Origin of the sequence: Sutcliffiella horikoshii (genome assembly GCF_020524325.1) — a bacterium.
In the GTDB taxonomy this organism is placed as follows: Bacteria; Bacillota; Bacilli; order Bacillales; family Bacillaceae_I; genus Sutcliffiella_A; species Sutcliffiella_A horikoshii_D.
Genome location: NZ_JAIVKY010000002.1, coordinates 474,748 through 494,659, shown reverse-complemented (window position 1 = coordinate 494,659; position 19,912 = coordinate 474,748). Strand labels below are relative to the sequence as shown.

Here is a 19,912-nt window from a genome sequence, read left to right as displayed (position 1 = left end):
CTATTTTTCGTGAACTTCTTGAAACGATTATGTGGCTACTTAAAGGGTTAGGACCTCTCTGGACTAACTTTCCCCCGTGGTAGTAATACATCAATCACTCTTCACCTTTGAGGAATTCATGTATTTTAAAAAATGAAAAGGGGGAACGTGAGATGGAAACAGTAGGTCGTCACGTTATTTCAGAACTTTGGGGTTGCGATTTTGACAAATTGAATGATATGGATTACATCGAAAAAACATTTGTCGATGCTGCATTAAAATCAGGTGCAGAAGTAAGAGAGGTAGCTTTTCATAAATTTGCTCCTCAAGGGGTAAGCGGAGTAGTAATTATTTCCGAGTCCCACTTAACGATTCATAGCTTCCCAGAGCACGGATATGCAAGTATCGATGTTTATACATGCGGAGAATTAGATCCTAATATTTCAGCTGACTATATTGCAACTGCTTTAAATGCTCAGACGCGTGAAACAATCGAACTTCCACGTGGAATGGGTCCTGTTCAAGTAAACAAAGCAAAAGCTCTTTAAAATTATAACTAAATGCATTAAAATAAAAAGAGGTGTATAGCATGCACCTCTTTTTATTATACTCAAAATATATTATACATAAAAAAACAACAAGTTAAGGGGTTGTCAGGCTATAGTGGGAGCGATACAAAAGCTGAAAGGTATATTGAGCAATCACTCGGAAACGCGGGAAAATCATACAGAAGAATCCTTGCGTAGTCGTTATTATAAAACTACCAATAAGAATGCAATGAAGACCTTACAAGAATTGTTTAACAATATGGAAGGGGTAACGGTCAAATCCGTTTCTGAGGAGCACGGGGAAATGGCAGTGCAAGTGCACAAAGGCAAAAAAGCGTTTGTCATTGTCACTGTAATATCTGTCCGCCCTTTTGAAACCGCAGTTGATTTTTCCGTTACAACAGAAACCAAGCTACCTTTCGATTTTGGATACAGTCGTCAACTGATCAAACAAATGTATGAACGGATTGATAAATCGATGATCTATATTGGATCCGGGCTGAATTCGGGGAAAAAGTAGATTGGAAACGGAGTGGAAACCATCATGAAATGTCCTGCCTGTCACCATAATGGGACGAAGGTATTAGATTCACGCCCTGTAGAAGAGGGAAAATCCATCAGAAGAAGAAGAGAATGCGAATCTTGTTCCTATCGTTTTACGACATTTGAGAAAGTGGAAGAAATGCCGCTTATCGTCGTGAAAAAGGAAGGAATACGAGAAGAGTTCAGCAGGGAAAAAGTGCTGAGAGGCTTAATTCGGGCATGCGAAAAAAGACCGGTAGCCCTAAAACAATTGGAAGACATTGTGATGGAAGTGGAAAAAGAATTAAGAAATATCGGCATATCCGAAGTGAAAAGCGATATGGTCGGAGAAATGGTAATGGAGAGACTTTCTAAAATAGATGAAGTGGCATATGTGCGATTTGCCTCTGTTTACCGTCAATTCAAAGACATTAATGTTTTCTTGGATGAATTAAAGGAAATCATTGAAAAAGAAAGAAAATAAGAAGGCTGCAATAAGGAACCCTAAGGGAGAGAGGAAGTTATTTGCCTCTCTCTTTCCATTATTTCAATAAAAGAAAGGTTTGGATGTTTCATGTCTGATCGCCATTGGAAAGAGCTGGTCCCTGTAGACCGCTATATTGTCCGTTCAAACGGAGTGCTCCAACAGTTTGACCGTAAACTCCTAACAATGCTTTATCAACCTTTGCTCGGTTTCAGGGGATACAGTTTATATATGACCCTCTGGAGTGAGCTGGACCAAGATCGCTTGTGGGGCGGGGAAACGACGCATCACGGGATTATGACGACGATGCAATGCAACTTAAAGGATATCCATCAGGAAAGAATTAAACTTGAAGGCATTGGACTTTTAAAGACGTGGGTCAAGGAAGATGATCAGCTTCGAACCTTCATTTATGAACTTCAACCACCACTCTCCCCGGAAGCATTCTTTTCAGAACCCATGCTAACCATTTACTTATATAATCGACTAGGGAAAAATAAATACGCAAGTGTAAAGAAATACTTTTCCGATAAGATTATTCCTGTGGATGAATACCAGGAAGTGACTAGAAGTTTCAGTGATGTCTTCCAATCTGTTCAGTCAGAAAACATGGCATATGCGGCGAATGAGGAGATGATGGAGGAACTTCCATTGGAACAAGGAGAAGAGTGGTTGGAGCGCAAAAAGGGAAGTGAGCCAAGGGTAAATCAAGAAACCTTTGACTTTGATTTGTTCTTTGCAGGGTTATCTGAGGTGGTCATCCCGAAAAAATCGATCACCGCTAAAGTGAAAGAAGCGATTGTCAAACTGTCCTTCATTTATACCATTGATCCGATATCGATGCGCGATTTGATGATGAATGTAATTGATGTAGAAGAAAAAGTGGATTTAGAGAAACTGCGAAAGGCAGCAAGGGATTGGTATCAGCTTGAATATCAAGATACATTGCCTGGCCTTGTGGAAAAAACACAGCCGCTGAATTTAAGACAGTTTACAGATAAAAAGCCAGCAACTAAAGATGAACAGCTCATTCAACAGCTGGAGAATGTATCACCAAAGCAAATGCTGACAGATCTCTCAGGTGGATCGGAACCTTCTGCCTCAGACCTTCGAATAGTGGAAGACGTCATGTTCAAACAACAATTAACACCAGGCGTTGTGAATGTGTTACTTTATTATGTGTTGTTGAAAACAGATATGAAGCTAAACCGCAAATACGTCGAGAAGATTGCAAGTCATTGGGCGAGAAAACAGGTGAAAACTGTCAGTGAAGCGATGGAACTTGCCAAAGAGGAACATCGCCAATATCAGAACTGGGCGGATACAAAGCCAGCAGCTAAGAGCACAGGTGGAGGTAGCGCCTCAAAAGCAAAAGCAGGAAAAGTGGTGCGCAACCGTTTTGTCAGCTCAGACGGAGCGGCAACGGAGTCTGATGCCTTAGATAATCAGTCAGACAAGTTCAAAGAAGTAGAAGAAGACGAAAAACAGAAGCTGATGGAACGTTTGGCGAGAATGAAAGAGAAAAAGATACGATTAGATCCATAATGTAGAGGCCGTATGCACCTTTTAGGTGATGCGGCCTTCTTTTTTATCATGCTATTTCTCAAAAAGATGTTAATACTACCAAAAAAGGGTATCGTCTACTATAAGACTAAAGAAAAGGGGAAATAACCTTTGAAGAGAGTAGCGGTGATCGTTAATCCCAATGCCGGGAACAGAAAGTTGATCAATTCCATCGAACAGATAGAAGAAAGGTTATTGAGCACCTTTGAGGAAGTGACCATCCATCCGACCGAAAAAGAAGGGGACGGTGCCAGACTTGTGGAGAAGTTGGCAGACCATGTAGACCTTCTTATCGGTGCTGGCGGGGACGGAACCATTTTTGAGATAATCAACGCCTTGGCTCCTCTGGTAAAGAGACCTGTTTTTGCAATCATACCAGGCGGAACCTGTAATGATTTTTCAAGAACGCTTGGTATCAATCAGCATCCTATGAAAGCAGTGGAACAGATTATAGAGAAACGTACAGAAAAGGTAGATGTCGGAAAAAGTGATAATCAATATTTCTTGAATTTTTGGGGAATAGGGTTGGTATCAAAGGTTTCAGACAACATCGACAGCGGGACGAAACAGCTGCTTGGTAAAATATCTTATTATATCAGCGCCGGACAAACGGTAATGGAAGAGGAACCGTTCCAGCTTACTTTAGAAAGTGAAACACAATCTTATGAAGGGGATGCTGTCATGCTACTAATTGGTAATGGTTCCTTTCTCGGCGGTATTCAATCGTTTTTTCCCTCTTCAAGCGTACAGGACGGGGAACTGGATGTATTGATAATCAAGCAGACCTCCATTGCCCAGCTCTGGACATGGATGCAAACAAGACTTCAAAAGGAATTTCCGGCAGAAGGGAACGACGATTTAATCTATTTCCGAGCCAAACAACTAAAAATCGATGCCACTCCCAATCAGGAAATTGATTCAGATGGAGAAAAAACCTACTTTACCCCCTCTACTGTCTCCATTCTTCCAGGTCATCTAGAAGTCATCATTGGCGATTTTCCATTTGAGTAAAGAATAATAATACGCGCTGGTCCTTTTTATGGATGGACTGGCGCATATTTTTTTATATTTATTCATTTTTCCACCCTCCTGCCCATATACATTGAATTAGGTGTACCAAAGGGGGGACAAACTTGTTTGAGATTTCCTTTCGAAATGAATCGGACGCAAATGCGATATATATGAATGTATTGGAAAAAAATCCTGAGAGTGATTCTATCCTTTCTTTACATAAAGAAAAAATCGTCGTGGAATCAAAGGATGTTCATTTTTACAGAAACACCATTGTCCCGGTACTGAAGTATTACATTCACCGTACCAAAGAAAAAGAATGGATATTGTCGGTATTGGAAAATACGTTTTATTATAAAGAGGAAGAAGAACAGGAACAGATTCTCTGTATTCTGCAATCCATCCTGCTCGGAGAACGGCCGGATATTCCGAATCTCCCGGCTCTCGAACAACGTGATGCACAGTTGGAGTCTGTCATGCAGTCCTTTTTTCAAATGCCCGTATCCTTTTCATTTGATTCCTTTATAACATTCCGGTTGAAAGAATACTTTGAAGGATTGCAGGTGTTTGTAGAAGCGGCGATTGATGAGTATAAGCTGGAACAGGAATACCAATCGTTCGTCCATCAGCTGCGGGAATTGCTGACGACGACAGATTCCAAGCTTGACGAATTGCACCTTGTTTATCAATATCAATTTGATTTTTATGATAAGTCTTTCTCGCACATTCCAAAAAACCAGCTCATCAAATATATGAACAGAACTCATTTCAATAATTATTCGTATTATATAGACTCGGTCGTACTGGCTCCCTTGGTTTCAATCGCGCCGAAAAAACTCTTTCTATACACGGACAACACAGAGAATCAACTTGTGGAGACGATCCGAAATATATTTGAAGAACGTGCCGTTGTTTTACCTTTTCACTATTTTGGGCAAAATAAAAGTAAAATTGATTAAAGTGACCACTTGATTTTCCTTTAACAGGAGAATATAATAACCTACATAATCAATTTTAACTTCATAGCTCAAAAAGTATCGATGAGGACATGAGTGTTTTAAAAACGGATTTTAGAGAGGGAAGTCGCCGGCTGCAAGCTTCCTATCACGATTAAACCCTAACCACCTCTGAACTTCAACGGTGAACATCGCAGTAGCTGTTGACGGGGAAATCCCTCGTTATCCAATAATGAAGCCGTCTTTTAGACTTTTAAAAGATGGGAACTTGGGTGGAAACACGGATATTAAACTCGTCCCTTATATTAAATAAGGGACGGGTTTTTTTATTTTGGTTCGAAATAACTATTAGCAATTGCTTGGAGCAAAAGGCGTAGACTCCAGCGGGGGAGTAACGGTAGGTTGAGACCCCGCAACGAAGTGAGGAGGCTCAAGCACCGTCCCGCGGAAAGCGAAGCCGTTTGCGGAGAGCAATTGCGGCGTTATATGAACCAACAAAAATTCTAAAGAAGAGGTGACAGAGATGTCGGAATTAATGAAAATCACATTTCCAGACGGAGCGGTAAAGGAGTTTGAACGTGGTACGACAACAGAAGATATCGCTGCATCCATCAGTCCGGGTCTGAAAAAGAAAGCAATCGCTGGAAAACTAAACGGAGAACTCATTGACCTGCGTTCCCCGATTAATATAGACGGAGAAATCAGCATCATCATGCAAGACTCCGACGAAGCGCTTGGAATCATGCGACACAGTACTGCCCACTTGATGGCACAAGCGATCAAACGCCTATATGGCAACGTGAAACTAGGAATCGGTCCGGTAATCGAAAACGGATTCTACTACGATATCGACATGGAGGAATCACTAACTCCAGAAGACCTTCAAAAAATCGAAAAAGAAATGAAGAAAATCGTCAGCGAAAACTTGGATGTTGTTCGTGTGGAAGTGAGCAGAGAAGAAGCATTGCGCCGCTATGAAGAGCTGAATGATGAGCTGAAGCTTGAACTGATCCGCGAACTGCCAGAAGGAGAAACTATTTCCATCTACGAACAAGGCGAGTTCTTTGACCTTTGCCGTGGAATTCATGTACCATCCACTGGGAAAATTAAAGAGTTCAAATTGTTAAGCATTGCAGGTGCATACTGGAGAGGCGACAGCAAAAATAAAATGCTGCAACGTATCTACGGAACAGCCTTCTTCAAAAAAGCAGAACTTGATGAGCACCTTCGCCTGTTGGAAGAAGCAAAAGAGCGCGATCACCGTAAAATCGGAAAAGAACTTGACCTTTTCTTCAACTCCCAAAAAGTTGGGCAAGGCTTACCGCTATGGTTGCCAAAAGGTGCAACAATCCGCCGCGTAATTGAGCGTTATATCGTCGACAAAGAAGTGGAGCTCGGCTATGACCACGTTTATACTCCTGTAATGGGTAGTGTGGAGCTATACAAAACTTCCGGTCACTGGGATCACTATCAGGACGGCATGTTCCCTCCAATGGAAATGGATAACGAGCAACTTGTTCTTCGTCCAATGAACTGTCCGCACCATATGATGGTGTACAAAAACAGCATCCACAGTTACCGTCAGCTTCCTGTACGTATTGCTGAACTTGGAACAATGCACCGCTATGAAATGTCCGGGGCACTAGCAGGACTCCAGCGTGTACGTGGAATGACTTTGAACGATGCACACATCTTCGTTCGCCCTGATCAAATCAAAGATGAACTAAAACGTGTTGTGAACCTGGTTCTTGAAGTATATAAAGATTTCGGCCTGGATGACTATTCCTTCCGTCTATCCTACCGTGATCCAGAAAATAAAGAGAAGTATTTTGATGACGATGCAATGTGGGAAAAAGCACAAGGCATGCTAAAAGAAGCAATGGATGAGCTTGGTCTAGATTATTTCGAAGCAATCGACGAAGCAGCATTCTACGGTCCTAAGCTAGACGTTCAAGTTCGTACTGCCCTTGGAAAAGAAGAAACTCTTTCTACTGTTCAGCTTGACTTCTTACTTCCAGAGAAATTTGACCTGACTTATGTTGGGGAAGACGGCAAGCAGCACCGTCCGGTTGTTATCCACCGTGGTGTCGTATCTACGATGGAACGCTTTGTGGCATTCTTAATCGAAGAGTACAAAGGTGCATTCCCAACTTGGTTGGCGCCAGTACAAGTCCAAGTGATCCCTGTATCACCTGATGTGCATTTTGATTATGCAAAAGAAGTGCAAGACCTTCTAAAATCAAAAGGAATTCGCGTAGAAATGGACGAAAGAAACGAAAAGATCGGCTACAAAATCCGTGAAGCACAAATGCAAAAGATCCCATACATGATAGTGCTAGGAGACAATGAGATCCAAGAACGCGCAGTAAACGTCCGTAAATACGGCGAACAAAAATCCGAAACAATCTCACTAGAAAAGTTTGTGGATGAACTGGTGAAAGAAGCGAAGAGATAAGCTTTTCGTAATACGGGGGGAATGTCCTGGCTGAAGGTGCCAGGGCGTTCCCCTTTGTTGTGGTAAGCATACTGGCTGCACTTAGGGTTGTCGGAATTTGACTGAGTTTGTCGTTTGGCTTGTATTCGAGGTAGTTTGGACAGTAAATGCCTCACTTTCGCTCGTATTCTTAAATTTCGGACAGTATTCCCTCCAAACGGACAGTAAATGGGTACTTTCCGACAGTAAGCTAATTTAAATATTTATACAAACTCCCCTTGTCGACTGGAGTGTAAGGTGTGAGACTCCGGAGGGAGATAGCGGTAGTCTTGAGACCCCTGAAGCGTTGTGAGGAGGCTCAAGCACCGCCCCTCGGAAAGCGAACACCTGAAACGAAAGGAGACAAGGAGTTAACCCAAACACCTATCTTTTACACCCAACGAAAAAAACTATTGCACAATCGCAATTTATCTGATATCATTTAAAACGTTGTTTCATTTGATACGAATTCTTGACAATCAATCATCATTAATGATATATTATACAAGGTCAAATTGAATACTTGTTTGAGGACAAGAAGAAGCACCCGCTTCTCACCTGATTGACGCATCTGATGCAGTTGGCAGGTTTTACGAGAAAGATTTTATCTTTTACTTATGTAATCGTAAAGTGTGGGTGTATGTGTACATCCACACTTTTTTGTTTGTACAAAAGAGTAAATTGTTCGTCAAACGGTGTTCGGAATAAACCTTGGAGGTGGCTAATTATTAGCAAGGACATGATGGTAAACGATGGCATTCGTGCCCGTGAAGTACGTCTAATCGGTCAAAATGGAGACCAGCTAGGAATTAAGTCAAAAGTCGAAGCTCTAGAAATAGCAGCACGTGCTAACCTTGACTTAGTAATGGTTGCGCCTAATGCGAAACCTCCTGTATGCCGAATTATGGACTACGGAAAGTTCCGTTTCGAGCAACAGAAGAAAGAAAAAGAAGCGCGTAAAAACCAAAAAGTAATCAGCTTAAAGGAAGTTCGTTTAAGCCCTACAATTGATGAGCATGACTTCAACACGAAGCTTCGCAATGCAATCAAATTCCTTGAAAAAGGAGACAAAGTAAAAGCATCGATCCGATTCAAAGGACGTGCGATTACACATAAAGAAATTGGTCAGCGTGTGCTAGATCGTTTCTCTGCTGCATGTGCAGAAGTATCAACAGTTGAGTCCCATCCTAAAATGGATGGACGTAGCATGTTCTTAATTTTGGCACCTAAAAACGAAAAGTAATTCATATGAGGAGGAACTCCAATGCCTAAAATGAAAACTCATCGCGGATCAGCGAAAAGATTCAAGAAAACTGGATCTGGTAGCTTAAAGCGTTCTCACGCATACACAAGTCACTTATTCGCTAACAAGTCTCAAAAGCAAAAGCGTAAATTGCGTAAATCAGCTATGGTCAGCAAAGGTGATTTCAAACGCATCCGTCACATGTTAGACAACTTAAGATAATATTTTTTATAGGAGGTATTCATAATGCCAAGAGTTAAAGGCGGTACAGTAACACGCCAACGTCGTAAAAAAGTCATTAAATTAGCCAAAGGTTATTACGGTTCTAAACACACTTTATATAAAGTAGCTAACCAACAAGTAATGAAATCCCTAATGTACGCTTATCGCGATCGTCGCCAGAAAAAGCGCGACTTCCGTAAGCTTTGGATCGCTCGTATCAACGCAGCGGCTCGCATGAACGGTCTTTCTTACAGCCGTCTAATGCACGGTTTGAAAGTAGCTGGAATCGAAGTAAACCGCAAAATGTTAGCTGAGCTAGCAGTTAGCGACGAAAAAGCATTTGCTGAATTGGCAACTGCTGCGAAAAACAGCTTAAATAAATAATTACCCAAACAAAAGAGGCTAACAATTTGGTAGCCTCTTTTGTGTTTTGATAAAATAAGTTGAGACTGATAGATAGTTCAGTCTACATACAAAATGTGTGCACACATTCGAACGTCGGAGGATATGATGGAAGTACTCGTCGGTTATTATATCTTTATAAACATTGTAGGCTTCATTATTATGAAAGTAGATAAACAAAAAGCCATTGAACATCGCTGGAGAATACCTGAATTACATCTATGGGGAATTGCCATGCTTGGCGGTGCACTTGGGACGTGGATGGGGATGCAAACCTTTCGTCATAAAACAAAGCGCCTGTTATTCCGGATAGGTCTACCATTCATCACATTCTTACATATCGGGTTCTGGGGGTATTTTCTCATAGCCTGATAAGTTAACATAAAATATTGATAGTTGAATAAGCTTTAATATTAAAACTAGGAGGCAAGCCAAATGGACGAAAAATTGAACGTACTCTTTGTCATGATTGAAAGTCACTGGTGGCTGGCTTCTCTTGGTTTTATACTTTTCCATATATTAAGACAAGTTTTGTTTATTCCGGTAGTCATCATCTGCATTGCCGGTGGAGCCCTGTTTGGCGGAGTAATCGGCAGCATCTACTCAATGGCAGGCTTAACATTATCCAGTTTATTTTTCTACTTTTTATATCAGCAGTTTCCTAGCATATTCGGGAAAATTTTAAGAATGAAAGAAAGGTTCTTTGGCAATCGGGCAAACTTTTCCGTTGGACAGATCACTGTCATGCGTCTGATCCCATTCATCCATTTCCACTTACTTTCTCTCTGCTTGATTGAAACGACAAAAAGCTTTTCTCACTATGCAAAAGCTTCTCTCCTGACTAATATTCCTCTCGCCATAATCTATACCGTATTTGGCCAATTTATCACGGAATTTTCTCCAACTGCCATGGTTGCTGTGCTTATAGGACTGTTGCTTCTTATGTTGGTAATGAGACAAAAAGTCGTTGTCATGAAGTGGGAACAATTCTTTCATAAAGAAAAGCAATATAAAAGAGGTTAACGCTTATTTACAGTATTAATGGTTATTATGGATAAAAGATGGGGTAAATAGACTGAACTTAAATAATGATGGATATCCGATTACTTACTAAAAAAGTTCTTTAATTTAAAAAGCCTACTACCTGCAGGGTGCGGATAATAGGCTTTTTTATTTGAATTTAAACTCTGTTTGAAAACCAGGAATAAAGGAGGCTGTCTTAGCTAAAGGGGTTATCAACATAGTTGTACTGTGTAAAAAGATTTGAGGGACCAAAGTGGAACTTTCAAAGGTACATAGAGATTTTGATTTTACTATAGAACGTTTCTCATGATCCTATAGCGAGTATCTAGTCGTAGATTCTATTTGAGGATACTGGTTTTATAATGAAATTGTCTAGTAAAACTTCTTCAGCAATCATGGCCAGATTGTTGAAGATATAAATTTTACAACGTAGACGAATATCTTTAAGTATGTAGAAAAAGAGCATACTATGATGCCCTTTTTATGTGTTTTTTTTACTTAATTTTCTTTTTTACTAAAGAAATTAATATGCCGATGAAAACAACCGTAACGACTAAGCTGGACGTAACACCGAGAGTTGCTGCATGGTCACTAGATATGATGGAATTGTTTGTGACTTTTAGACTGAGAATTATACCAGTCGAAATAATGCTAAAACTAAGCAACACTATACTGAAGGTAATGAGATTAACCATTCTATCAATTTTTCTGTCTAAAAGCTTGTCACTTTGTAAATCAATAGTGATAGGTGTAGTACCTGTGGCTATATTCTTCAATGCCTTATTGACATGATTAGGGATGTCTTGAAGCGCCTCAAGCCATTCCATCTCCTTTACCTTGACCTCTTTAATCAATGAATTAGGTTGATATCTTTCTTTTAACATTTCTATTCCTGTATTTTTAATGAGGCTAGCAAGTGTTAATTCAGGATCGAGAAGGGCAATTGTTCTCTCAGCTTTTAGTAGTGCGCTACCAACCACCATCATTTCACTTGGCACATATAAGTCATATTCTTTCATAAGTTTGATTAAATCAAATAGTACTTCTCCTAATTTTACGCTTTTTACAGGAGAGTTTACATAGTTATCTGAGAATACAGAAAGATCATATACTAATTTCTTTTTAGTTTTTGCATCAAGATGCATGTCTTCTGCTAAAATTTCAGCAAGGTGTTCAAAATTTTCATTTGTTAAATGGAAAAAGAGTTTTCCCATCCACTTTCTTGTAGGGCCATAGACTTTACCTATGTTCCCGAAATCTAAGTATATGAGGTCATTGCCTAATATAAGGACATTTCCGGGATGAGGATCAGCATGAAAATAACCGTCTACAAATATTTGACAAAATAAGTGACTAGCAAACCGGTTAGCGAATTCCCTCTTCTGGGCTTGACTGGAAAACTGATGATGCGTAACCTTTTCACCTTGCATGTATTCCATAACAAGCACTTTTTTTGTAGACAAATTTCTATATACTTTAGGAACTAGAATGTTTGAACTTTTATTATATCTGGCGAAAGATTGCATATGGACCATCTCTTGTTCAAAATCTAATTCCTTTTGTAGGGAAACGGCAAATTCTCTCACAATGTCCGAATACAAAATCGTAGGGGATAGCCAGTTATCCAATTTCTTGGCCAATAAGGTAATAAGAGTGAGATCCTGCTGAATTTGTTTTTCAACACTAGATTTCTGTACCTTTATTGCTACCGTCTCTCCAGAAATGAGGACAGCTTTGTATACCTGACCAATGGAAGCATTCCCAAGAGGTTGTTCAAATATTTCTCTAAGAACGGTAGATATGGGTAGTTTCCATTCACTTTCTAATAGATGTTCTATTTCACCAAAAGGTAGTGCGTCCCCTTGATCTTGTAGTTTTTCTAATTCACGAAGAACCTCATCTGTAAACAGGTCATCTCTAGTACTTAAAAATTGACCTAGCTTAATGAAAGTAGGGCCAAGAGTCTGTAGCTGGGTGCGCAATAGGTTACCATTTAAAATTTCTTTACCCTGATAAGTTTGGAAAACTCTCGATTTCCAAATGGAATTCAATATTTGTATCAATCTTCTTAGGTGTATTACTATCATCCAATCACTCTTTTATTGTTTAGTGAATACAATTAATGCCCAAATGGCAATGAAAAGAAAAACTATCAAAAGATAATGTTTCTTACTCATCAAAAAGTTACCACGTTAAACCCCATAAGAAGCACAAGGGATAGTACCAAGAATAATAGAAGTAAGATTCCTCCATTTTTCTTTTCCTTCTTTCTCCTTACAAGAAGAATTTCCATTAGGGACACTAAGGTAACAGCCAGTAAACCTTTTAGAGTATAGTTGAAGGGATATCCCATTAAATGGAGCATCGAAATACCAGTACCCAACATCACAATGTAAAAAAGTCGCAAAACCATGTGAGCTATTTTCTTTTTGTTAATAAAATAGGTGATAAAAAAACTTATGACAAGTAACAGCCAAACACTGGCATGAATGGAATATAGAGTTTGAAACATCGTAAATTTCTCCTTTGTTAATCATTTTGAGGTATCATGTTTGTATGTGCTGAGCGTATATTCTCAAAATAAACCATGAGTATAATACTGAAAAACGTGATGAAGCTTAACACAATGAATGTCGTGACAGCATGTATGTCCAATAGGAATGTAAAAGCTAATGGTCCAATAATTCTACCGAGACTGTCCAAGGAGTAACTGATACCCGAAGCCAGACCTTGTTGATGTTCAGCCTGCAGGGTAATCAAGGAAATGGTGCACGTGCGCACGAGTGCGTTACCGGCCGAGAACAAGGCTAATGCTGCCCCAGCTATCCAAAGCTCTTGGGTAAAGGGGATTAATAATAAAGCTGCACCGGATGCTATTTGCCCTGCAATGATCCACCTAGCCTCCTGTCCACGCTTTATAAATGGAATGATTGCGCCTTGGACGATGGCATCAGCGAAACCGCTAATCATAAATAAAAGTCCTATCTGAACAGGCGTGATACCAATATTCTTGATTTCAAAAAGTTGGAAGGTAGACTCAAGTCCTGCCATCAATAAGGTAGCAATGAAGGTAAAGCTTAATAAGGCAATCATTTGATTACTGCGAAGCATCCCCCATTGCTTCTTGGACAGTAATCTATGCTTCATAGCGTTTTCTCCTTTTCTTATTGAATCTGGGAGAAACCGCCATGTGAGAATAAATAGGAGAAGAAGCAGGCCAGCTGAGGTATAAAAAGGAGCTGTCAGACTAAGGGTGCTGAGAAACCCTCCAATTGATGGGCCCAAAATAAAGCCAACCCCAATACTGATCCCGATAAACCCCATGTATTTTGTTCGGTTATCTTCATTTGTATTGTCGGCCACATAGGATATGGTCGCAGAATACAGGGCACCTGAAAATATTCCACCCAATACCCTTGATGCGTAAAGTCCGGCTAAGCTATTAAGGAATAATCCGAATAGGATAAAGGATAAAGAATAGCCCATTAATCCTATAAGCATCATGCTTTTTCTTCCAAATCGATCGGACAGACCTCCCCAGAAAGGTGCTGTGATAAATGAGGAAAGGGAATAGATTGCCAGGAGCCCCCCTAAGTGAACCGAGGTTGTGTCTAGCTTGCTAACAATCTCTGGTATGACAGGAATTATTATTCCAAATCCTAAATATATAAAGACTTGTATCATCATGAGTAATACGATACGTTTATTCATATGTCACCTCCTTCAAAACAGCTATATGTCATTATTGACATATTAATCATAAAGGGGACTTTGGATTTACACAATACATCACAGGTATCTGTAACAAACTGTTCATAGATGGAAAGGAGGATGTTACATGAGTTTAAAATATGCATTGCTTGGTCTACTCTCACAACATCCACAGACTGGTTACGAAATATATAAAACATTTAAAGAAAAAATGATATATTTTTGGAGTTCCACTCACTCTCAAATTTATACGGAGTTAAACAAAATGGAGAAGGACGAGCTAATCGAGTCGGAGTTTATTTATCAAGAAGGAACTCCTAATAAGAAGATGTACTCCATTACAAACCAAGGCAAGAAAATGTTGGTGGAGTGGCTAGTAGACGAAGCTCACAAGCCAGCGAAGATTAAGGATGAATTTCTTATAAAGGCAAGCGCTTTTCATCTCCTTACAAAAAAGGAAATTCTCACGCTGCTAGATTCCATCATCTCGAGGGAGAAACAAGTTTTAGATGGTACCTTGGCATGGCAAAAAGAACATCTGGAAAATTCTATTGGTATGATAGGAGATTTTGCCACTTCTGAATATGGGATCATGTATGCAAAAATGTATATAGAGTGGTGTGAGAAGGTGAAAGATGAGGTAATTACCCGTATGAAAGACTAGTAAAAGTATTAAAGGTACCCTTTTGGCACAAGTCCTTAATGAAGTGTATTAAGGTGAGGATGATTTTGTACAGAAGAGGATAACTCCAAGAAGCGTTATCCTCTTTCATCTTTTAAAAACTCTTTTATGGGACTTTTCCAATCAATTAAAGCATCTGGGTATTGCTTTCGTACCTCTTTTTGAATAAATTCAAAGTCATGCTTTTTTAATCCTTGCAACTTTTCGGGGTTCTTCGGCCAGATGAAAATGGAAATGACCTCGAACGCTCTGTCAGTCGTCCCCAAATATTTTTCCCCTTCAAACATGACCCCTTTGTAGGTCAGAAGAAAGTTTTTCCGTACATTGCTTTTCTGATCTAGAAGATAGAAGTTCTTCTGTTCATGCGCAATCTCGAGCTTCCTTTTCGGATTCAGGAGATACTTGAAAATGGAATAAATAATAAAAGCAAAAAGTGCAAGTAAAGCAAGACGAATGAGAATCATAAACATATTTGCTACTCCTTCGCAAAAATACAGTTTGTGTTATAAAATACCTTATATACGGGTGTAGGTATCAAAAGGTTTCATTTTTTTATAAATTTTTTTAAAAAGAAGGCGATATTTTTGAATTTAAGACGTTTATACGACATGCAAAGAGAGCTTGATGCAAAAATCGAATCACAACATGGGTTGCGGAAAGAAGATTTGGTTGAAGAAAAGATATTGGCCTTGCTTGTAGAGCTTGGAGAATTGGCGAATGAAACTCGTTGCTTTAAATTTTGGAGTGTAAAGCCACCGGCAGCACGCGAAGTAATATTGGAAGAGTATGTGGACGGAGTGCATTTTATTTTATCCCTAGGATTGACTTTTTGGTATGACGGTCCGGAAACTTCTAGAGGGCTTGCGGAGGAGGCAGCCTCGCTAACTGAGCAATTCAATAGAGTATATCAGCTGGTTTCTACTTTTAAAGACGATTTGTCTGAAGAAAATTACTATCTATTACTGGATTCCTATATTCAATTAGGTGAAATGCTTGGCTTTAAGTGGACCGAAGTGGAGCAGGCGTACTTGGAAAAAAACCAAGTGAATCACGAAAGGCAACAGCAAGGTTACTAATCCTTTTTACATTAGTAAGAGTTTTCTGTATAATAATTGTTGGATTGATATTTATTAAGGGGGTCGAAATACATGACAAAGCTAGATGAAACATTAACAATGTTGAAAGATCTAACAGATGCTAAGGGTATTCCCGGCAACGAAAAAGAACCACGCGACGTAATGAAAAAATACATAACGCCTTTCGCTGATGAGGTATTCACAGACGGATTGGGAAGCTTAATTGCTAAAAAAGTTGGAAAAGCGGACGGACCGAAAGTAATGGTCGCAGGTCACTTGGACGAAGTGGGCTTCATGATTACACATATTGACGATCGCGGATTCCTACGCTTTCAAACAGTTGGCGGCTGGTGGTCGCAAGTAATGTTGGCACAACGTGTAACGATCGTAACTTCTAAAGGTGACGTTACAGGTGTGATCGGGTCTAAACCACCACATATCCTGCCTCCAGAAGCACGCAAAAAACCGGTAGACATCAAGGACATGTTCATTGATATCGGTGCATCCAGCCGTGAAGAAGCACAAGAATGGGGAGTACGCCCTGGCGACCAGGTTGTTCCTTACTTCGAATTCACAGTAATGAACAATGAAAAAATGCTTCTTGCAAAAGCTTGGGATAACCGCATCGGCTGTGCCATCGCCATTGACGTGATGAAGCAGTTAAAAGACGCAGACCATCCAAACGTTGTGTACGGAGTAGGTACAGTACAAGAGGAAGTTGGCCTTCGCGGTGCGAAAACCTCTGCAAACCTAATCCAACCTGATATCGGATTCGGTGTGGACGTAGGTATCGCTGGAGACACTCCAGGCGTAACGGAAAAAGAAGCACTAAGCAAAATGGGGAAAGGCCCGCAAATCATCCTTTATGATGCATCCATGGTCTCCCACAAAGGTTTACGCGATTTTGTTACAGGTGTAGCTGACGAAATGGAAATTCCATATCAGTTTGACTCTGTTGCAGGTGGCGGAACAGATTCCGGTGCCATCCACCTGACAGCTCAAGGTGTACCGGCACTTTCCATCACAATCGCAACACGCTACATCCACTCTCACGCAGCAATGCTGCACCGTGATGACTACGAGAACGCGGTTAAATTAATTGCTGAAGTGATTAAGAAGTTGGATGCTGATACAGTAAGCAGATTGACGTTTGATTGATAGATTGGAGGGTCCGCCGCGGCGGGCCTTTTGTTTCTTTTCGTATTTTTTGGTCACATAATTAGTAGAAATTAGGGTGAAAATCATTTTGGCATCAACTCGTTGTGTTTTGGCACGAACTCGGGCGATTTTGGCACGAACTTGATGCATTTCGGCATGAACTCGACATAAAATGGCACGAACTATCAGGAAATCTCTTAAGAATCCTGTTATATTATGGTAAAATTAATTCAAATAAACCATTTGGAGGGAAAAATGATAATAAAACCACTAGAAAAACCGTTAACAATCAGTAAGCTAGAAACATTGTTGAGAAGAATTGATAAAAATCATCCCAAACGGCCACAAATTGAGCAGGATTTGGCAAAAAGACTGGCAGGATACAAAGGTGAGCAGTCCATGGAATATCATTTATCGTTTTTGGACGAGCGCAAATACTATATCTTGCATGCATTAAGACTACAATCATCTAGTAACTACTGCTTTCAAATGGATGTCCTCATTTTAACCTCAACATACTTCCTCATTATTGAAATAAAAAACATCATCGGCCAAGTCACTTTTGAAAATCATTTTGCTCAATTTATTCGGACACTAAATGGCATAGAAGAGGGATTTTATAATCCTCTAGATCAGGTGAAAAAACAGAATTTAAGACTATATTCTTTTATAGAAAGCCAAAAGATAAAGCGTCCTCCAATAAAGTCCCTTGTATGTTTTACCAATCCCCAAACCATTATCAGATCAGACTCCCGAGTGAAAGACTCTCAATCCGTCTTGCATGCACATAATATTTTTTCGAAACTAGAAGATTTTGAACATCAAACAGATACTTCCATCTTTACTGAAAATGAATTATTAAAAATATCACGGAAATTATTAAAGAAGCATTGCGAGGAAGATATTAACATCCTTCATCGTTATGGTATAAGGCCTGAGGAGATTATAAAAGGTGTAGCATGTCCGAGCTGTTCCTACATCCCCATGAATAGGAAGAGTGGATCATGGCTCTGTAAAGTATGCAATTTCAAATCTAAAGATGGGCATATATCAACCCTAGAAGATTATCGCTTACTTTTCGGTACAAACATCACCCATCTAGAATTAAAAGAATTCCTAGGATTAGATTCAGATTCAACCACATCTAAAATTATTTACTCTCTAGGATTAAAACACTGCGGCTCAAAATATAGGAGAATCTACAAGCTCAAATAAAAACAGCCCCTCAAAAAGGAGCTGCCTCATTTCCAATACTATTTCAATCCATCCTCTAAAGTTGAGAGCATTTCAGCTTTGTCCTGCTCAGAAGAATTCTCCCAAATCACTTCAAACAACACGCCTAAACCTGGAAGCATTTTTTCTTCGCCTTTATTAATGGCATCTAAGATTGTCTCTCTAAGCTGGTCTTGAGAATTTCCTTCCACATTCTGCCGGATCGCATGACGTAAATTTAAATTCATCCTTATCACCTCGTAGGAAAAATAGTATCAACACATAGCCTGTCCATAAGATGGTTTAATTATGTGTGCAAAATGCGTATAATAGCAGTATTGAGTAGCGGAAAAGGAGAAACAAGCATTGAAACATATAGAATCCATCAAGAACAATAAAGTGAAACAGTGGAAAAAACTGCAGAAAAAGAAAGAACGCGAACAGTCTGGAACTTTTATTATAGAAGGCTTTCACTTAGTGGAAGAGGCACTTAAAGTGGACAACCTTGTGGAAGAAATCATTATTTCTGAAGATCGCACCATCCCAAAAGAATGGGACCTCAACCATGTGGAACTCATTTACGCTGTTCCGAATGTATTAAAAGAAATCAGTGAAACGGAAACACCTCAAGGGGTGGCAGCGATCTGCCGCATACCAGAAGAAAATGAACACAAAATACAACCCAACCAAAAAATTCTTTTGCTTGATAATGTTCAAGACCCGGGAAATGTGGGCACAATGATAAGAACAGCGGACGCTGCCGGTATGGACATGGTTTTTTTAGGAGAAGGATGCGCTGATCTTTATAGCTCAAAAGTTATTCGTTCCACACAAGGATCGATCTTTCACTTACCGATAGCAAGGGGCGATCTTAGAAGCTATATTAAGCAGTGTAAGGAACTACAAACACCTGTTTACGGAACCTCCCTGCAAAATGGATTACCGTTCCAACAAGTACAACCATCCGAATCTTTCGCGCTTATTCTTGGCAATGAAGGAAAAGGAATGGCCCAGGAACATCTAGACATGACAGATCAGAACCTATACATCCCGATTCATGGTCAAAGTGAATCCTTGAATGTTGGCGTTGCAGCCGGAATTTTAATGTATTATTTACGTGGATAGAGTTGCATCTGGCACATGTTTTCAATATAATATAACAATAGTTACATACTGAACAAAGCAATGAGAGAGGCAAGTAGCTCCATTCAGACCTTATCAGGGAAAAGGTGCCGCAGACTGAAAGCATCTTAAAGGAAGAATGAGTGAAGATTTCACCTCTTGAGTGACACTTGGACCAGCAACCCAGAAAAGTTGCTGTAAAGGTGGACCGGTTAGATAGCCGTTATCTGGAACAGAGCGAACAAAGAGTATTTTTCTTTTGTTAACTAGGGTGGTACCGCGAATATCTCGTCCCTTTTTGAGGGGCGAGTTTTTTTGTTTTTTTATAGGCTCTGTTAAACGCCGCTGTTGATTTCCGCACTGGGCTTCGCTTTCCGAGGGGCAGTGCTTGAGCCTCCTCACTCCGTTGCGGGGTCTCAACCTACCGCTACCTCCCTCCGGAGTCTCCGCCCATTGCTCCAATCAACAGCTGGAAATCTAAACATCCTTTTTACTTACACTCAAAAATGAACCAAGGAGGAATAG

22 protein-coding genes and 2 other annotated features are annotated in these 19,912 nt (G+C 40.0%); of the genes, 17 read left to right on the top strand and 5 right to left on the bottom strand.

The window, feature by feature from the left end; translation table 11 throughout:
* The first annotated feature begins 152 nt into the window (after positions 1-152).
* The 12 genes from speD (at position 153) to LC091_RS03640 (ending at position 10,426) form a co-directional block, all read left to right on the top strand.
* Positions 153-527 carry an adenosylmethionine decarboxylase gene (gene speD, locus LC091_RS03695; RefSeq protein ID WP_010195679.1) on the top strand — a complete coding sequence of 125 codons (375 nt, stop codon included), beginning with the start codon at positions 153-155 and terminating at the stop codon, positions 525-527.
* 115 nt (positions 528-642) lie between these two features.
* Positions 643-1,047, top strand: a complete 405-nt coding sequence (locus LC091_RS03690; RefSeq protein ID WP_226680312.1) for a cytosolic protein — start codon at positions 643-645, stop codon at positions 1,045-1,047.
* Between the two features lie 24 nt (positions 1,048-1,071).
* A complete protein-coding gene (nrdR, locus tag LC091_RS03685; protein ID WP_223490629.1) occupies positions 1,072-1,533 on the top strand; it encodes a transcriptional regulator NrdR in 462 nt (153 codons plus the stop codon).
* Between the two features lie 90 nt (positions 1,534-1,623).
* Positions 1,624-3,078: a replication initiation and membrane attachment family protein gene (locus LC091_RS03680; protein ID WP_226680311.1), complete on the top strand. Its 1,455-nt coding sequence runs from the start codon at positions 1,624-1,626 to the stop codon at positions 3,076-3,078.
* A gap of 129 nt (positions 3,079-3,207) precedes the next feature.
* The gene (locus tag LC091_RS03675; protein WP_226680310.1) at positions 3,208-4,107 is read left to right on the top strand and encodes a diacylglycerol/lipid kinase family protein; all 900 of its coding nucleotides are present in this window, start codon (positions 3,208-3,210) and stop codon (positions 4,105-4,107) included.
* A 122-nt stretch (positions 4,108-4,229) separates the two neighbouring features.
* Positions 4,230-5,066: a sporulation protein YtxC gene (ytxC, locus tag LC091_RS03670; RefSeq protein ID WP_226680309.1), complete on the top strand. Its 837-nt coding sequence runs from the start codon at positions 4,230-4,232 to the stop codon at positions 5,064-5,066.
* Positions 5,067-5,586: 520 nt separating this feature from the next.
* Positions 5,587-7,518: a threonine--tRNA ligase gene (gene thrS / locus LC091_RS03665; RefSeq protein WP_226680308.1), complete on the top strand. Its 1,932-nt coding sequence runs from the start codon at positions 5,587-5,589 to the stop codon at positions 7,516-7,518.
* Positions 7,519-8,065: 547 nt separating this feature from the next.
* Positions 8,066-8,204 (top strand) — a sequence feature (ribosomal protein L20 leader region).
* A gap of 56 nt (positions 8,205-8,260) precedes the next feature.
* Positions 8,261-8,779 carry a translation initiation factor IF-3 gene (infC, locus tag LC091_RS03660; RefSeq protein ID WP_082380810.1) on the top strand — a complete coding sequence of 173 codons (519 nt, stop codon included), beginning with the start codon at positions 8,261-8,263 and terminating at the stop codon, positions 8,777-8,779.
* A gap of 21 nt (positions 8,780-8,800) precedes the next feature.
* Complete coding sequence (rpmI, locus tag LC091_RS03655) at positions 8,801-9,001, top strand: 50S ribosomal protein L35 (RefSeq protein ID WP_010195692.1); 201 nt, start codon at positions 8,801-8,803, stop codon at positions 8,999-9,001.
* A gap of 24 nt (positions 9,002-9,025) precedes the next feature.
* Entirely contained in the window at positions 9,026-9,385 is a 360-nt protein-coding gene (gene rplT / locus LC091_RS03650; protein WP_010195693.1) for a 50S ribosomal protein L20, read from the top strand.
* Positions 9,386-9,511: 126 nt separating this feature from the next.
* A complete protein-coding gene (locus LC091_RS03645; RefSeq protein ID WP_319003638.1) occupies positions 9,512-9,775 on the top strand; it encodes a DUF1294 domain-containing protein in 264 nt (87 codons plus the stop codon).
* Between the two features lie 63 nt (positions 9,776-9,838).
* Positions 9,839-10,426, top strand: a complete 588-nt coding sequence (locus tag LC091_RS03640) for a TVP38/TMEM64 family protein (RefSeq protein ID WP_226680306.1) — start codon at positions 9,839-9,841, stop codon at positions 10,424-10,426.
* A gap of 494 nt (positions 10,427-10,920) precedes the next feature.
* Here LC091_RS03640 and LC091_RS03635 read toward each other — a convergent pair whose 3' ends face one another.
* From LC091_RS03635 to LC091_RS03625, 3 genes are all read right to left on the bottom strand, one after another.
* The gene (locus LC091_RS03635; RefSeq protein WP_226680305.1) at positions 10,921-12,489 is read right to left on the bottom strand and encodes an ABC1 kinase family protein; all 1,569 of its coding nucleotides are present in this window, start codon (positions 12,487-12,489) and stop codon (positions 10,921-10,923) included.
* A 113-nt stretch (positions 12,490-12,602) separates the two neighbouring features.
* A complete protein-coding gene (locus tag LC091_RS03630; RefSeq protein ID WP_226680304.1) occupies positions 12,603-12,938 on the bottom strand; it encodes a YisL family protein in 336 nt (111 codons plus the stop codon).
* A 17-nt stretch (positions 12,939-12,955) separates the two neighbouring features.
* Entirely contained in the window at positions 12,956-14,137 is a 1,182-nt protein-coding gene (locus LC091_RS03625; RefSeq protein WP_226680303.1) for an MFS transporter, read from the bottom strand.
* Positions 14,138-14,264: 127 nt separating this feature from the next.
* Here LC091_RS03625 and LC091_RS03620 point away from each other — a divergent pair, with 127 nt between their 5' ends.
* Complete coding sequence (locus LC091_RS03620) at positions 14,265-14,801, top strand: PadR family transcriptional regulator (RefSeq protein WP_226680302.1); 537 nt, start codon at positions 14,265-14,267, stop codon at positions 14,799-14,801.
* A gap of 95 nt (positions 14,802-14,896) precedes the next feature.
* On the opposite strand, the gene LC091_RS03615 is transcribed toward LC091_RS03620, so the two are convergent.
* Positions 14,897-15,289, bottom strand: coding sequence for a hypothetical protein (locus LC091_RS03615; protein WP_060664827.1), 393 nt, complete (start codon positions 15,287-15,289; stop codon positions 14,897-14,899).
* 114 nt (positions 15,290-15,403) lie between these two features.
* Between LC091_RS03615 and LC091_RS03610 the strand changes: the two genes are divergently transcribed.
* From LC091_RS03610 to LC091_RS03600, 3 genes are all read left to right on the top strand, one after another.
* Entirely contained in the window at positions 15,404-15,895 is a 492-nt protein-coding gene (locus tag LC091_RS03610) for a dUTP diphosphatase (protein WP_226680301.1), read from the top strand.
* A 72-nt stretch (positions 15,896-15,967) separates the two neighbouring features.
* The gene (locus LC091_RS03605; protein ID WP_226680300.1) at positions 15,968-17,053 is read left to right on the top strand and encodes a M42 family metallopeptidase; all 1,086 of its coding nucleotides are present in this window, start codon (positions 15,968-15,970) and stop codon (positions 17,051-17,053) included.
* A 255-nt stretch (positions 17,054-17,308) separates the two neighbouring features.
* On the top strand, positions 17,309-18,268 hold the full coding sequence (locus LC091_RS03600) for a nuclease-related domain-containing protein (RefSeq protein ID WP_226680299.1): 960 nt from the start codon (positions 17,309-17,311) through the stop codon (positions 18,266-18,268).
* A 38-nt stretch (positions 18,269-18,306) separates the two neighbouring features.
* On the opposite strand, the gene sspI is transcribed toward LC091_RS03600, so the two are convergent.
* A complete protein-coding gene (gene sspI, locus LC091_RS03595; RefSeq protein WP_010195705.1) occupies positions 18,307-18,513 on the bottom strand; it encodes a small acid-soluble spore protein SspI in 207 nt (68 codons plus the stop codon).
* Positions 18,514-18,631: 118 nt separating this feature from the next.
* On the opposite strand from sspI, the gene LC091_RS03590 reads away from it, so the two are divergent.
* Positions 18,632-19,390, top strand: a complete 759-nt coding sequence (locus LC091_RS03590) for a TrmH family RNA methyltransferase (protein WP_226680298.1) — start codon at positions 18,632-18,634, stop codon at positions 19,388-19,390.
* Between the two features lie 51 nt (positions 19,391-19,441).
* Positions 19,442-19,686, top strand: a binding site (T-box leader).
* Positions 19,687-19,912: the final 226 nt, after the last annotated feature.

What these genes read in the sequence shown, in the direction of transcription:
- sspI (WP_010195705.1), bottom strand. Translation starts at nt 18,513, where the DNA reads ATGAATTTAAATTTACGTCATGCGATCCGGCAGAATGTGGAAGGAAAT.
- LC091_RS03615 (WP_060664827.1), bottom strand. Translation starts at nt 15,289, where the DNA reads ATGTTTATGATTCTCATTCGTCTTGCTTTACTTGCACTTTTTGCTTTT.
- LC091_RS03630 (WP_226680304.1), bottom strand. Translation starts at nt 12,938, where the DNA reads ATGTTTCAAACTCTATATTCCATTCATGCCAGTGTTTGGCTGTTACTT.
- rplT (WP_010195693.1), top strand. Translation starts at nt 9,026, where the DNA reads ATGCCAAGAGTTAAAGGCGGTACAGTAACACGCCAACGTCGTAAAAAA.
- LC091_RS03600 (WP_226680299.1), top strand. Translation starts at nt 17,309, where the DNA reads ATGATAATAAAACCACTAGAAAAACCGTTAACAATCAGTAAGCTAGAA.
- LC091_RS03640 (WP_226680306.1), top strand. Translation starts at nt 9,839, where the DNA reads ATGGACGAAAAATTGAACGTACTCTTTGTCATGATTGAAAGTCACTGG.
- LC091_RS03645 (WP_319003638.1), top strand. Translation starts at nt 9,512, where the DNA reads ATGGAAGTACTCGTCGGTTATTATATCTTTATAAACATTGTAGGCTTC.
- rpmI (WP_010195692.1), top strand. Translation starts at nt 8,801, where the DNA reads ATGCCTAAAATGAAAACTCATCGCGGATCAGCGAAAAGATTCAAGAAA.
- LC091_RS03680 (WP_226680311.1), top strand. Translation starts at nt 1,624, where the DNA reads ATGTCTGATCGCCATTGGAAAGAGCTGGTCCCTGTAGACCGCTATATT.
- LC091_RS03605 (WP_226680300.1), top strand. Translation starts at nt 15,968, where the DNA reads ATGACAAAGCTAGATGAAACATTAACAATGTTGAAAGATCTAACAGAT.
- speD (WP_010195679.1), top strand. Translation starts at nt 153, where the DNA reads ATGGAAACAGTAGGTCGTCACGTTATTTCAGAACTTTGGGGTTGCGAT.
- LC091_RS03625 (WP_226680303.1), bottom strand. Translation starts at nt 14,137, where the DNA reads ATGAATAAACGTATCGTATTACTCATGATGATACAAGTCTTTATATAT.
- LC091_RS03620 (WP_226680302.1), top strand. Translation starts at nt 14,265, where the DNA reads ATGAGTTTAAAATATGCATTGCTTGGTCTACTCTCACAACATCCACAG.
- nrdR (WP_223490629.1), top strand. Translation starts at nt 1,072, where the DNA reads ATGAAATGTCCTGCCTGTCACCATAATGGGACGAAGGTATTAGATTCA.
- thrS (WP_226680308.1), top strand. Translation starts at nt 5,587, where the DNA reads ATGTCGGAATTAATGAAAATCACATTTCCAGACGGAGCGGTAAAGGAG.